Below are 14,429 nucleotides of genomic sequence, written 5' to 3' on the forward strand. Positions count from 1 at the left end.
TCGACTATTCCGACAACAGCCAAGGTATATTAAATCTAGCTACCCGTCCGTTTTCTGCCCCTTCGTAAAACAAATAAATATACCCAGCACTCGGGCTATTATCTTTACCATAGGTCATAGATGAATAGGCAAAACTTCCAGCATCTATCAATTTCTTATATGGCCAGGTTTTGCCATCATCTTCACTAACCCAGACAAACCCATTTTTCCGGATATCATCTGATATTATATTGCTAAATAACAGCAAATCTTTATCTCCATGCGACAATTTTGTCAGCCCTGCCATTAGACCATAATCCCTGCCTTGATCACCGTCGGGGAGCTCTGATACCACCTTCAAATCCATCCAGGTTTTGCCCCCGTCTTCACTTATAGCTGTATGTCTTCTTTTGGGATCCCGTCCATCGGTTGATTTGTGACGCCTCGAATTGTAATATAATGTGCCATTGGATAACTCCACGATAGCTGCTTCTCCCGTACCTGTTGCTGGAAAAGGCTCTGAAGTCTGCCAGGTGTCACCATGATCATCACTATACATAGCATTGGTATAATGATCATCCCAAAAGGGACGGTCATTTCCCTTCCCGTAGTACCGGGTAGGTTTTATAATCCTTCCTTTATATTTTCCATACTTCAATGTAATGCCAGCTTCATTCATGTGCATGGAGGGGATATGTCCCAATGAATTTTCAGTTATTTTTATAGCTTTTTTGTGCCATGAAATACCGTCATCATCACTTATATACATTTTTGACTTCGCAGGTGGATGCTTTTCTTCAACAAACACAAAAACTCTCCCCGTGTTGTCGTCAACTATAGCGCCGCCACCATGCAATCCCCGCCCTATCGTAATTTCATGTGACCAAGTATTTCCACCATCTTCACTCCGCTTTACCCGGACTGTTTCTCTTCCCCAAATAGCCAGAACTGTGCCCTTCGTAGTTACAATTATATTTGGAAATCTTTCTCCATGAAAGATTTCTTTAATTTCAAAAAATGGAGGTTGCTCACTTTCTTCAACATTGATTTTATTTTGTCCTTGTAAGAAAATGGATTGAAAAAAAACGCAGAAGAATAGAAAATTAAATTTGTGATAAATCATCTTTTGACTATTAATGAAAACTAAGCTTTTGACAACATATACGGGAGTACATCCAATTCCTTAATTCGCTTTTCAAAATCATTAATTTGTTGACTCGATAGATTATGGGCCGGCGACCTTAAAGGTCCACAATCCACTCCAATCATTTTCATTATTGGTTTTCCGGCAATTACACCTCCCCCGAATCGGATCAGCTGGCGGACGTATTTAGCTGCTAGTTGCTGGTATTTTCGCGCATCCTCCATTTCTCCATTATTGAATGAATTAATTATATTATGATACAACGGGGCCATATAATTATACGTGCTACCCACCGCACCATTAACACCAAAAGCCAACCCGGCCAGCAATGTCTCATCCTGTCCGTATAGTATATCCCACTTCCGGTCGGATGCATTGAGGCACAAGTTCAAATCCATCAAATTGCTGTCAGTATATTTGATCCCAGCCAGAGAGGGAAGTTCTGACTCACCCTTTTCCAGAAATTCTATCATTGGAAAGTTTACACCCGAAATACCTGGGATGTGGTAGTAATAAAAAGGAATATCCCCTGTGCAACTCACAATTTCCGTGCAATAGTGGATCAAATCATCCAAATTCTGCGGCCTCAGGAATAATGGCCCCATGGTGCTTATCGCATCTGCCTTTATTTCACCTGCATGTTGACCAAGAGCACTGGCATCCCGGTATGAACTTGCTCCCACGTGGACAATAACCCGGAAGGTATCTGATTGGTGTTCGATCCAGGCCGTAGCCAAAGCCTTTCTTTCTTCCACTGTCATCAACATTCCTTCGCCTGTGGTTCCACCTACAAAAACCCCTGAAACTTTATTTCCCTTAAGAAAACTGGCATACAGTGGAATTACATCAAGATTAAGATCTCCTTTTTTAGTAAAAGGGGTATAAGGGGCCGCAATTAAGCCCATCAATTTTTTAAACTTCATTTATTTGCTTTTTTTATTTAGATCCCGGTACAAATAAAGATGGCCTTTAATAGCTGCCACATATTTCTTCCGGTCCTTTTCCTTCAATGTATTAAATAAATCCAGGTGAGTAATCAGTTTCCCTTCGGCCTTCAATTTTTTGTTAATAGGCTTTATATGAGAATCGTAATTGTTTTTAGCGTATTCAAAAATAATATGAACTATTTTCTGAAACTGACTTATAAATGGGTTACCTGCAATTTGATAAATGCGCATATGAAATGCTTTCTCCAGGTCCACAGGCCAATTATTATCATCATAGATACTCCCCTGGTTAACAATTTTATCCAATTCATTGATATCCTGATCAGTGATTTTATCAAATATAAAATCAGTAATTCCTACTTCGAGGGCAATCCGCATCTCTATGATACTCATTATCGTTTCTTCACTAAATAAATACGGATTCGTCACTTTTTCCAAACCGACAAATAATGGAGGCTCTACTATTGTAATACCTCTTTTTGTACGTGATTGAATCAACCCCAACATTCTAAGCCTGCTCATGGCTTCACGCGTAACATTTCTGCTTATCCCCATATCCTGTGAAAGCTGGGTCTCATTGGGCAACGTATCCCCGGGCTTCAACTTACTATCACGGATATAATTTATAATTCTTTCTTCCACCTGATCCACCAATGTCTTCGTAGCAAATTGGATTTTACCATTTCCTGAGTTCATATGTACCTTTTTCATTCACTTTTAAAATTACAATGCCGTCAACATTATAAAAACACTAATACAAGTTTACTTCTTATTTGTATTATTTATACTACAAATATAACATTATATATCCCTTCGTCAAAATATTTGTTTCAACCATAGTTTAAATTTAAGAGCCAACTTCTTTAATTTTTCCTTGCATAAAAAACCAAACTTACGATATAACTCAATACATAGCAGGAGACAAAACCCGTTGCCGCAAATAACAGCACATGCATGTGCGTATATTGGGTCAATACGTATTGAATAATTGTACTCATTATCAACCCTGCAACCGCTCCCTTCCCATTGGCTTTTTTACTCGTCATTCCCAAGAAAAACAACCCTCCTAATCCTCCGGCAAACAACCCGATATACAACTGAAACTGATCCCATAACGACTGTATATTCCAGGAAGCCATCATCAACGCAAAGGCCGTACCCATTATACCAAATATTAATGTAGAAACCCTGGCTGCTTTCAAATCACTTCCCCTGGAACCCCAGGAAAACCGATGATAAAAATCGGTAATAAAGGCTGTAGAAACCGAATTCATACTACTGCTTAAACTCGACATGGCCGCTGAAAAAATACCCGCAATCAACAACCCCGAAACACCCTTCGGCAATTCGGATACGATATACCAGGGAAAAATCGCATCGTCATTGGATATCGATGGATTAAGGTTGTAAGGGTGACCTGAATAATAAAGATACAACGCCGTCCCAATGGTAAAGAAAATCAGTGTAGCCGGAATCGCCAATAGGGCGAATGTCCATACACTCTGCTTTGCCTCCCGCTCATCCGTCGTGGTCAAATATCGCTGTACCATCGTCTGGTCACTACCACTGGTGATCAAATTCGCAAAAATACCACCCAGGATTACCACCCAAATGGTAGGCCGGGTAAAATCAAATGATGTATCCAGTATTTTGAATTTTTCTCCTGCCACAGCAGAGCTATAGGCCTCTGTTAAACTAAAATCCATCTGGGTCAGTAATAATATCAAACATAAAAATGCTCCCCCCATCAAAACAATAACCTGCAATACGTCGGTCCAAATCACTGCTTCTATTCCGCCCATCATAGTATATATAATACTCACGACCCCCATGACCACAATACATAGCTCTATACTTACCCCTGTCACCAAATTGATGGCGATCGAAGGAAGAAAAAGAACGATTCCCACCCTTCCCAACTGCAAGATCATAAATGACAGACTGCCCAACAACCTTGTCAGCAGGTTAAATCGATTTTCCAGGAACTCATACGCACTGGTTATATTCAGTTTTCGGAAATAAGGGATATAAATGGCTATCAATATCGGTGCAACCAAAAGAGGCGTCATTTGAAAAAAGAAATACCCCCAGTCCGTCATATATGTTTTGGCAGGGATCGCCATAAAAGTAATCGCGCTCAGGCTGGTCCCAAATAAACTCAGTCCGGCCGCCCACCATGGTATTCTCCCCCCGCCTTTGAAATAATCGTCGGTAGATTTCTGGCGCCGGGCATATTTTACTCCGATCAATATCATTACCAGGAAATACAAGGCAACAACTCCATAATTGATCCATCCGAATTTTCCATGAATTCCCGAAACATGACCTTTCCACAAAACAGGGGTCCGAATACCGGGATGGATTTCACCACTGGTAATAAAATAATCTTCATTCCATTTTATGGCATTAGTTGTCACCGGGAGATGGGAAGAAAAAGTATCAATAGTTGTCCAGGTATTGGTCACTGTATGATAGGATAGTATCTTCCTGGAAAACCCTTTGTGGCCTTCAAATAACCGGGAAAGCTTAACTTCCAGCGCATTTCGACCTACCAAACCAGATGCATTTTCAATTTCCTGAGAAATCTTTGCCCTTTCCAATAGGTCTTTCCCGCTATCTCCGCCAAAAACCAAAATATGACTGGCACCAATCTCTATTGAAGATGCTCCCATTATACAATGTGGTGCAGAACCATCGATGGAAATATTGCCCAGGCTATTCCATTTATCCTGTACCGGGTCGTACATATACCCATCTGTCAGCAATTGGATTTGTCCATCGGGATTCGTTGTCCTGCCACTAAACAGAAAAAATCCTTCCACACGTCCATTTCTTTGCACTTCCCCCACAGAAAAAGACCTTGGGGGGCCCGGACATCCCGATAATTTAATCCAGTTTCCTGAACTTTCATCCAACCGAAAGAGAACATTTTGATTCTCCTTTATTCCATGTACTAAAATTTCTCCGTCACAAACTCCTCCGTTCACAGCTCGAACCCCTTCCGGTAAAGAAGTCAATGACTTTATTTCCACTTCCCTATTTTCAGCATTCCATGTGAGCCCCACCACTTTAGTTACCGGACCATCTTTATTTTCCCCTCCTATACAAATTAATTCATTACCTCTTACTATTGACACTCCATATCCCATGGGTACAGGAAGTGAATACACCGAATCCTCCCACTCATAACTTCCATTTGTTTTCTTTTCCAATACATAAATATCCTCCCACCACACCTTTTGTCCACCTTTCCAGGGCTCTGCATACGGAAAGTTTGCCCCACCGGCTACGATTAATGCCCCATTCGACACTCCGGAATATGCACCTGCCAGACCGGGTTGCGTATTGTCTAATTCTTCGATTGCTAATGATGGATTGGGAGGTAAGGAATTCCACTCTTGCCAGTCAATTGAAATTTGGGCAATGGCAAAATTAATTTGAAAGAAACACCAAGCCAGTAACAGTATACTCTTAAATCCTTTTTTCATCATCGTATTTTAAACACCTTAGAGTTCTGAGTGAACAAATAATAGTCACCACTAAGACACGGAGTCCACTTAGTATCACTAAGATATTTATTTGTGACCTTAGGATATTTCCACCACCTGATATACAACACTCCTTTATTGCTTGTCTTCTCTGCAACCAAATTTTCATCTTCATACTTTTAATCCCTTAGTGTTTCTTTGTGCTCTATGTTCCTTAGTGGTAAATTTAGCACCTTAGCCCTCTTAGTATCACTTAAACCTTTTCAACTCCACCACCTGAAAAAAAATATTCTCGTACGGATTATCTCTCCCTCCTTCATAGAACAACGCCACATTGCCATTATCCAATTTTGCCAGGCTTGAATAAGCAGAAGGCCCCGGGAATACCGTCCGAATAACGGGCCAGGTTTTACCATCGTCATAGCTCACCCGCAAACTCATATTCCTACGCCCCCCCGAAGTAGCCGGATTCAAAAAAAGTATAGTATTTTTTGCGAATGTACCTGGCCAATCATATCTCAATATACTCGCTTGACAAACAGGCTCTACCAGCTCGTCCACATTGTAAGGCTTAGTCCACGATAACCCGCCGTCATAACTTTTCGAATGTGTCCGCTTATTATCACCGAAATACGATCGCATATTCATCAAGAGGGTTCCATTCCCATCCGCTATTTCCACTACCTGGCATTCATTCACTTTGGGACGAATAGTTCCACCCAATTGCCAGGTCTTACCGTGGTCATCACTATATATGGAATGAGAACCGTATTCATATGGCCCATTCCTTACATTACCTTCCGGATCGTCATAACTGTGGTCACAGGGTATGACCAACCACCCCCTTTTCGGACCGTGCTTGATTTGAATTCCCACTCCAGGACCTGTTGCATACCATCCCCATTCCTTCTTTTTGGTAGTAGAAGTAATATCCTGAGGTTCAGTCCATGTCTTACCATCGTCGCTGCTCCTCATTACCCAAACAGTCCGGGTAGACTCACTGGTTTTGTGGATAATGTCCGATTCGTGATCACTTCCCAGATTATGGGTCAATAAAAGATGAATTTCTCCAGTAATTTCATCCACTACCGGGCATGGGTTCCCACAAGTATTGCCTTCATCATCCCACAAAACAACCTGATCTCCCCAGGTTTTTCCGTTGTCCTCCGATCGCTTCATCACAATATCGATATTTCCTGCATCACCCCTTCCCTCCTTTCTTCCTTCACAAAAGGCAAGTAAGGTTTCACTGTTCGTGGTCACTATGGCAGGAATCCGGTAGGTATCGTACCCGTCGGTTCCGGAGATAAATAATGCGGTGGAGTCGAGGATGTTTACTTCCTGGGAAAAATTATTGGTAGCAATTAGCAGAGCAAAAAACAAAACAATATATTTTATATTCATAAGTTTTTGGTATTTATATGCAAAATATTTTAATTATACACTAGCTTTATTAATTTACTTTTCCATACGCTTCTAGATAATTCATCTTTTTATATGCCAGAATTCTTTTTTGTAATATTTTTGCTATTTCTCTATACATTGGATCTTCTGCCAAATTTAATTTTTCAATAAAATGGTCACCTTGATCTAAATGATATAATTCTTCTTCATATAAAATATCAGTATCTTCATCAAACCATCCTACATAACGATAGTCTTTTACTCTAACACTATAGCCTATATTCTCAATTTCATTTTCCACTTTGAACAAACTTTCATAAGGTCTAATAAATTGGTTAAATGCTACATCATTCCAGTCTTCCTTATATTCTAAATTTCCTTTCATTAGACCTTTTAAACTTCGTCCAGATAATTTATGTCTTGAATCAATGCCGCATAATTCAGTAACCGTTGGATAAATGTCAATCAACTCCACAATCTCTTCTACATTATCACTTTGGGATTCAATCCAGGGACAATAAATCAATAAAGGTACTCTGGCAGCTAATTCATAATTAGTAGATTTACACCATACTCCTTGTTCTCCCAAGTGGTACCCATGATCACCTACCACTACTATGATGGTATTATTATCCAAGTGATGTGCTTTTAATTCCTTAATTATCTTTCCAACTTGCGTATCAACATAACTTACACAAGCATAATATGCATGCCATAATTCTTTTTCTTTTTCCACTGATATTTCTCCCAAATCAGGAATATCTGTATAGCCTCTAAGTTCTTCAGAATTATGAAAAGCCAAATCCGGTGCTTCTTTCGGTCTACCTTTGAACTGAGGAGAATAAACCTTTTCTCGATCATATAAGTCAAAATATTTTTTAGGTGCGGTAAAAGGTAAGTGAGGCTTTAAAAACCCAACTGCTAAGAAAAACGGTTTTGCAGATTTAGATAAGTTTTTAAGATGTTGGATTGCCACATCTGTAAATTCCCCATCTAGATATTCATTGTCTTTAACATCAGCCATTTCCCAGGAACTTGCCTTCTTTCCAAATTTTTTATTTTCTTTCAAATAGTATTGCTCACTTTTGATTCCAATACTTTTGTAAGAAGGTATTGTCCAACTTAAGGTATCTTGTGTTCGCTTCTTGCCATGGAAAACTTTACCTACTCCAAAAGATTCATATCCATATTCCTTAAAGATTTGGGGTAAGGTATATATATCCGTCTTTTTCTCACGGAAATGACTCACCAAATTAACAACCCCTGTCTCATCCGGCCTTAAACCTGTTAGAAAAGAAGTCCTGGAAGGATTACAAACAGCACTTTGGCAATACGCTTTATTAAATACAGTCCCCATTTTCGCTAATGAATCTAAATTTGGTGTTATGGCTCTTTGATCACCGTAACATCCTAATGTGGGGCGCATATCGTCAATTGTTATAAACAGTACATTTTTGAACTCCGTATCGGAGATATTTGGGGAACAACCTAATACGTAGAATGTAAGAACGCATCCAATTATAATATACTTTAAATTAAACATAATAATTTTTTAATTCAAGTCATCTACTTGCTCAGCATTTAATTTGGGCATATATGCTTTTAAGTTATTAATAATCTCACTGTATTTTCCTGTACCTGCCAAATTATACCACTCATTAGGATCATTTTCATGGTCGTACAATTCCTCACTTCCATCATTATATTGAATATACCTCCACCTTTCAGTACGGACCGCATGGTTTCCTTTCAAATAAGTAGTCAATGCTGGTGGATACTGACTAATCGCTCTCTTTAATAATGGGACTGCACTTTTGCCGTCAAGCTCGTCGGGCTCTGTAAATCCACACAATTCAACCAGCGTTGGATATATGGTAGTCAAATCAACCGGGTTTTCAATAATTGTACCTGGGGGAACCTGTCCCGGGGCTACAATAATAAAAGGCACATGAGTTGCTTTTTCCCACAATGCAAATTTTTCTATATGCTGTTTTTCACCGAGATGAAATCCATGATCTGACCACAACACAATAATCGTATTATCCCGGTATGGACTATCATCCAATGATTTAATTACCTTCCCAATCATTTGATCTGCAAATGTAGCGCAAGCCTGGTATGCCTGAATGAATTCTCTATATGAATTGGGATGTTCCTCTTTGGCATTCATCATACCCTTCCAAAACCATTTGGTCTTGGCCATGAGCGCAGAAGCACCGTCAGGCAGGTCCTTCCAGTCCTCTTCATTTAGTTCAGGCATGACCAAATCAACCTGGGGATATTCATCAAAATATTCCTGTGGTGCAAAAAAAGGTGAATGGGGTTTGTATATTCCCACATTGAGGAAAAAAGGGGCTTTGTGTTCTTTTGATAAAAAGTCTATAGCGTATTCTGATGTTTTATAGTCCGCCGTCTTTTCAATTTTTTCCGGCCAACGGCCCCAATCCGTATTTCTTGAACCGTATTCTTGTAAATCGTTTATTTTCTCCGGAGGATAGGGTTCGTTAATTTTCATCATCAAAAATTCATCAAAGGAAGCATTGTCGTGAAAGGCCCAATCTTTGTGATGATGAAAGATTTTTCCCGCACCTCCCACATAGTACCCTTTCTCCATAAAGAACTGCTGAATCGTTTTTGCATTGGGAAGTGCTTTTCTCCAATCTGATTTATTGCCATAAACTCCTGTTTTATGGGGACGTGTTCCGGTCATTACAGAAGCACGCGATGGATTACATGCAGAGGAAGAACAATATGCCCTTACAAAAAAGGCACCCCGTGCAGCGAGATCCTTAATATTGGGTACTTTAATTGGATTGCCGGGATCATACAAAGTATTCCAATCGTTTAAATCGTCGACGGCTATAAATAATACATTGGGTTTATTTTCGGAACTCTGTTCTGAAAAAGGATTTTGTGTATAACATGTGATGCTTGATGATAACAAACATATAGTAAAAATCAAGTTCTGCAAAACCATTCTCATTTCTTTTTATTACCGAAATAATCCCAATTCATATACTGGTCATAGGGAATATCCACCCTTTCAATATTAGTATTGACAACATCCTGAAAAAGTCTATTTGCCAAATCTTTATCAATCAATGGGTCTTTTGATCGACGCTGCCATTTTCTAAGGACTTTTTTTAATCTATTCAACACATTCGTATATTGTTTATCATTCGCCAAATTATACCATTCGTACGGATCATTTTGTAAATCATAGAGTTCAAATTCCGGAGGATGCTTCATCCGGTCGTAAGCACTTTGTACATGTTTGGGTGCTGCTTCAAGGGTTTTAGCAACATTGTCAAATCGAAAATGATTGATTGTAAAATCATAGCCGGGATTCTTCTCTTCATAGACCAAATTATGTATTAACTTAAATCGTTTGTCTCGCACAGCTCGTTGGGGATATGGGTTGTGATTGGAATGGACATGGTATTCTGTAAACAAGTACTTTCGCTCAAACCGTCCTTCTCCGGATAAAACAGGCCATAGCGATTTGCCCGGTAAGTATGAGGGAATTTTTATTTTGGCCGCTTCTAAAAAAGTTGGATACAGATCGATAGAGCTTACCAAAGAATTGTAGATTTTATTTTTCACCACTTTATCTGGGAATGAAATAATCATTGGGATTTTTAGTCCTCCCTCATAACAAGTTCTTTTCCCCCTAAGAATATCAGCGCCATGATCCCCTATATAAACAATTAAAGTGTTTTCGTATTTTCCGGATGCTTTCAACGCCATGAGTATGTCACCAACAAGGTGGTCAAGGCGCATCATCGAATTATAATAACCTGCTGTTTCTTCTCTCAACCTGGTATTATCCAACCCCATATAAGGTAGTGGTTTTACATCCTTTGCAGCTAAAGGCTTTTCCGGTAAGCCTTGCACTTGATCCAGGAAAGGACGATGTGCATCCGGATAGTTCACCTGTAGATAAAACGGTTTTTCGGAATCACTCATAAACTGTCCGGCCAGATCAGCATACCGGTCCAAATTATTTCTTTTGAAATTCGCTTCGGATATTTCCCACCAATCAAAATCAAACGCCTCTTCCGGATTGACATGAAGCTTACCTAACATGCCGGTCCTATAACCTTCTGACTTTAAGTGATTGACAATATTGGGGATATCCTGGTCATACATATGATATTTCCATGTTGCCAACCCAATTTGTCCGTTTTGGTGCGGATAAAGCCCCGTAAGAAATGCTGCCCGGGAAGGGGAACAACCTGCCTGGGGAACATAAGCATTTTTAAAAAGAACCCCTTCTTTGGCTAATTTATCCAAATGTGGAGTAGGAACAGGAGATCCGTAACAGCTAATTTCAGGGCCATTATCCTCCGAAATGATGAATAGAATATTAGGCTTACCTTTGTCTGCAGCATTGATAACACTCGATGATAAAAACAAACTTAAAAACAATAGACCTACAACTATTTTCTCTTTAACTACCATTGTCTACTCTTTATCTAAAATATCCTTTAATTTTTCCGACAGCACCTCCACTTGTTCCGGTTGTTCGTGTGATATATTTTTCATCTCCGGCAAATCCTCTTTATGATCATATAATTCAGTAGCTACCGTTTCATCGTCCCCTATTTTTCTCCACTCCACATATCGATATTGTTCAGTCCGCAAAGAATACCCCATCACTTCCCGGGCATTTAAATTAAACAACCCTTCATACGGTCGAATAAACTGGCTCAATGCAAAATCCTTTACTTTGTGAGAATGATCGTCCATCATAGGCTTTAGAGATTTGCCATCTACTTTATTGGGGATTGGAAGGTTGCAGAGGTCAGCAAGTGTAGGGTATAAATCTACCAATTCCACCAGGCCCTCTGCTTTTCCAGGGTTTTGCGTTCCGGGCACATTAACGATCAATGGGACCCTATTAGCTATTTCATAGTTGGTCGCTTTACACCAAAGACCTTGTTCCTGAAGATGAAATCCATGATCCGACCATAATACTACAATGGTATTTTTAGCGAGATTTAATTTCTTCAACTCTGATAAAAGCTTTCCTATTTGGGCATCTATATAACTCACCGATGCATAATATCCATGCCAAAGTTGCCTTGCCTTTAAAGAATCTATTTCACCTTCATTGGGAACATTGGTATATCCCCTCAACTCTTGCGAACGATGCAGCGCTACCTCCGGGACGTCTTTTGGATGTATGTTTTCAGGGATTTGAAACTTTTCCGGATCATACAGGTTCCAGTATTTTTCCGGAGCAGAAAAAGGCAGATGAGGCCTTCGATAGCCAACGGCAAGAAAAAAAGGTTTGTGCTTTACCTCATGCAATATCCTCAATGCCGCATCACTTACTTTCCCATCAATATACGCACTATCTTCAACAGGCGCTCTTTCAAAAGCCGCTCCTTTCTTTTTTTCTACATAATTTTCTTCCAACACATATTTATGTCCTTTCCCATTTTGGGTCACGCTCAACACACTTTCTCCTGACCAGGATCGGGAGTCTTTATGGCTTTGTGGATCGTGATAAATTTTACCTACGGCCCTTGTTACATATCCGTTATTTTTGAAATGTTCAGGCAATGTGACCACATCGGGGAGTGTTTCCCTGAAATGCTTTTTTAGCCCCCATACTTTTAATTTATCCGGTCTCAATCCCGTCATCAAAGAAGAACGGGAAGGGGCACAAACGGCTTGCTGACAATAGGCCCTGTCAAACATTACGCCTCCACTTGCCAATCCGTCGACATTTGGAGTCACCGCCCATGGGTCACCGTAGCATCCTAACGTAGGACGAAGATCATCAACAGCTATGAATAGCACATTGGGATTGCCAATATTAGTTTCTTCTCCGGATTCAGGTGTTCCTGAACAGGAAAGAAAGGGAGATAAAAGCAAATAAAGGAGAAGTTTAAATTTGCCTTTTTTATAATTATTCCATTTGTTTTTACATTCGATCATTTCCAACTTAATATCTAGCTAGTCTTTGGGGCCCCGTATTTATAGCTTTGACAGTTTCATCAAAATTCCTCTTCATCAAATCCATTTTAACATTTGAGTATTGGGGGTCATTCCATAGATTTGAAAATTCCATAGGATCATTTACCATGTCGAATAGTTCTCCTTCTGATGTTCCATGATAATTAACAATTTTGAATTCGTCGTCTCTAAGCATTGTTGCAAAAGCCTGCGACACATCAGGTCTTGGGAAAAGAGCGTCGTAAAATTCACAACGGACAAAGTCACGATGATAGTTAGGATTAGCGTCTCCATTTAAAATGTTTAGCAAACTTTTTCCTTGCATTTTTTCCGGAATATCTATTCCTGCAAAGTCGAGCAAAGTAGGAGCTATGTCGATGAGTTCTACTAACGCATCACTTTGTATATCTTCCTCCATTTCTGAAGGAAACCAAAAAACTAAAGGGACCCTCACCAACCCTTCGTAAAACCTACATCCTTTACCAGTCAATCCATGATCTCCCAACATCTCCCCGTGGTCTGAAGTAAATACAATTATGGTATTATCTAATTGGTCTGATTTCTCAAGGGCCTCTAATAAGCGACCTATGTTCTCGTCTATTAGGTCTATTTGAGCCCAATATAAAGCTTGACGTTTCTTATTCTCTAAATCACTAAACTTTTTCGGTTTAGATTGAAAGAGGATATCGTTTAACTTACTTTTTTGTTTGAGGTCTTCATTATTTACCCATGGGCCTGGTAATTTTTCTACGTCGTATTTTTCAACATACTCTTTAGGCGGATCAAAAGGTCCATGGGGATCATAAATATTGAGATTAAAAAACCACGGCCATTCTCTTTTTTCATTTATGAAATCAATAGCTCGGTCGGCAATCCAGGTAGTTTGATGATATTCCACAGGAACGTAACCATACTTTTCTTTAAGCGCTAGAATATCAATGTTTCTGTCTTTGTGCCATTTAATATAGTCGTTAGCGGACCCTCCCTGGTATGGACTATGGCTATTCCAGAAAGTACTAAATCCATCATCTTTTGGTCTTATTTCCGGGCGATGGGCCATTGCTGTCGAAAGGTGCAATTTTCCTGCCATCCCACATTCATAGCCTGCATCCTTTAACAATGTAGAAATTAATGGTGCCTCTTCAGGCCATTTGGATGCACCGTTTTTGCTCGCCAAAGCTGTAGAAGGATACATGCCGGTCATAAAACTTGCCCTACTAGGAGTACAAACTGTGGATTGACAATGAGCTTTTGTAAAACTAACTCCTTCCTTGACGAGTTTATCCAGATTAGGCGTATGAACATAAGGATTTCCCAAAGCTCCTATTGTATTCCACCGCTGTTGATCAGAACATATAAATAGGATATTTGGAGCATCATTTCTTGCTTTGATAAAGGGTTGTGTGTATTGAGCGATACTAAATTTACAAATCAATGATAAACTAAAAATTATTACATTTTTTGAATACCTATAATTCATTATTGCTTTCCATTTTAAATGAT

At 39.5% G+C, this 14,429-nt stretch carries 10 protein-coding genes; all 10 read right to left on the bottom strand.

What is annotated here, in order from left to right:
• Positions 1 to 4 precede the first annotated feature (4 nt).
• Positions 5 to 1,102, bottom strand: a complete 1,098-nt coding sequence (locus tag LVD47_RS01795; protein WP_236973805.1) for a sialidase family protein — start codon at positions 1,100 to 1,102, stop codon at positions 5 to 7.
• A 20-nt stretch (positions 1,103 to 1,122) separates the two neighbouring features.
• Positions 1,123 to 2,046, bottom strand: a complete 924-nt coding sequence (locus tag LVD47_RS01800; RefSeq protein WP_236973806.1) for a dihydrodipicolinate synthase family protein — start codon at positions 2,044 to 2,046, stop codon at positions 1,123 to 1,125.
• Positions 2,047 to 2,766 (bottom strand): FadR/GntR family transcriptional regulator, encoded by a 720-nt coding sequence (locus LVD47_RS01805; RefSeq protein WP_236973807.1) that lies wholly within the window; start codon positions 2,764 to 2,766, stop codon positions 2,047 to 2,049.
• Positions 2,767 to 2,933: 167 nt separating this feature from the next.
• A complete protein-coding gene (locus tag LVD47_RS01810; RefSeq protein ID WP_236973808.1) occupies positions 2,934 to 5,558 on the bottom strand; it encodes a sodium:solute symporter family protein in 2,625 nt (874 codons plus the stop codon).
• A gap of 249 nt (positions 5,559 to 5,807) precedes the next feature.
• Positions 5,808 to 6,962 carry a sialidase family protein gene (locus LVD47_RS01815; RefSeq protein WP_236973809.1) on the bottom strand — a complete coding sequence of 385 codons (1,155 nt, stop codon included), beginning with the start codon at positions 6,960 to 6,962 and terminating at the stop codon, positions 5,808 to 5,810.
• A 49-nt stretch (positions 6,963 to 7,011) separates the two neighbouring features.
• A complete protein-coding gene (locus LVD47_RS01820; protein WP_236973810.1) occupies positions 7,012 to 8,505 on the bottom strand; it encodes a sulfatase in 1,494 nt (497 codons plus the stop codon).
• Between the two features lie 9 nt (positions 8,506 to 8,514).
• On the bottom strand, positions 8,515 to 9,939 hold the full coding sequence (locus LVD47_RS01825; RefSeq protein WP_236973811.1) for a sulfatase: 1,425 nt from the start codon (positions 9,937 to 9,939) through the stop codon (positions 8,515 to 8,517).
• Positions 9,940 to 9,941: 2 nt separating this feature from the next.
• Positions 9,942 to 11,423, bottom strand: a complete 1,482-nt coding sequence (locus LVD47_RS01830) for a sulfatase family protein (protein ID WP_236973812.1) — start codon at positions 11,421 to 11,423, stop codon at positions 9,942 to 9,944.
• Between the two features lie 3 nt (positions 11,424 to 11,426).
• A complete protein-coding gene (locus tag LVD47_RS01835; protein ID WP_236973813.1) occupies positions 11,427 to 12,908 on the bottom strand; it encodes a sulfatase in 1,482 nt (493 codons plus the stop codon).
• 7 nt (positions 12,909 to 12,915) lie between these two features.
• Positions 12,916 to 14,406 (bottom strand): sulfatase family protein, encoded by a 1,491-nt coding sequence (locus tag LVD47_RS01840; protein ID WP_236973814.1) that lies wholly within the window; start codon positions 14,404 to 14,406, stop codon positions 12,916 to 12,918.
• Positions 14,407 to 14,429: the final 23 nt, after the last annotated feature.

This window comes from Membranihabitans maritimus (assembly GCF_021729145.1).
Classification (GTDB): Bacteria; Bacteroidota; Bacteroidia; order Chitinophagales; family Saprospiraceae; genus Membranihabitans; species Membranihabitans maritimus.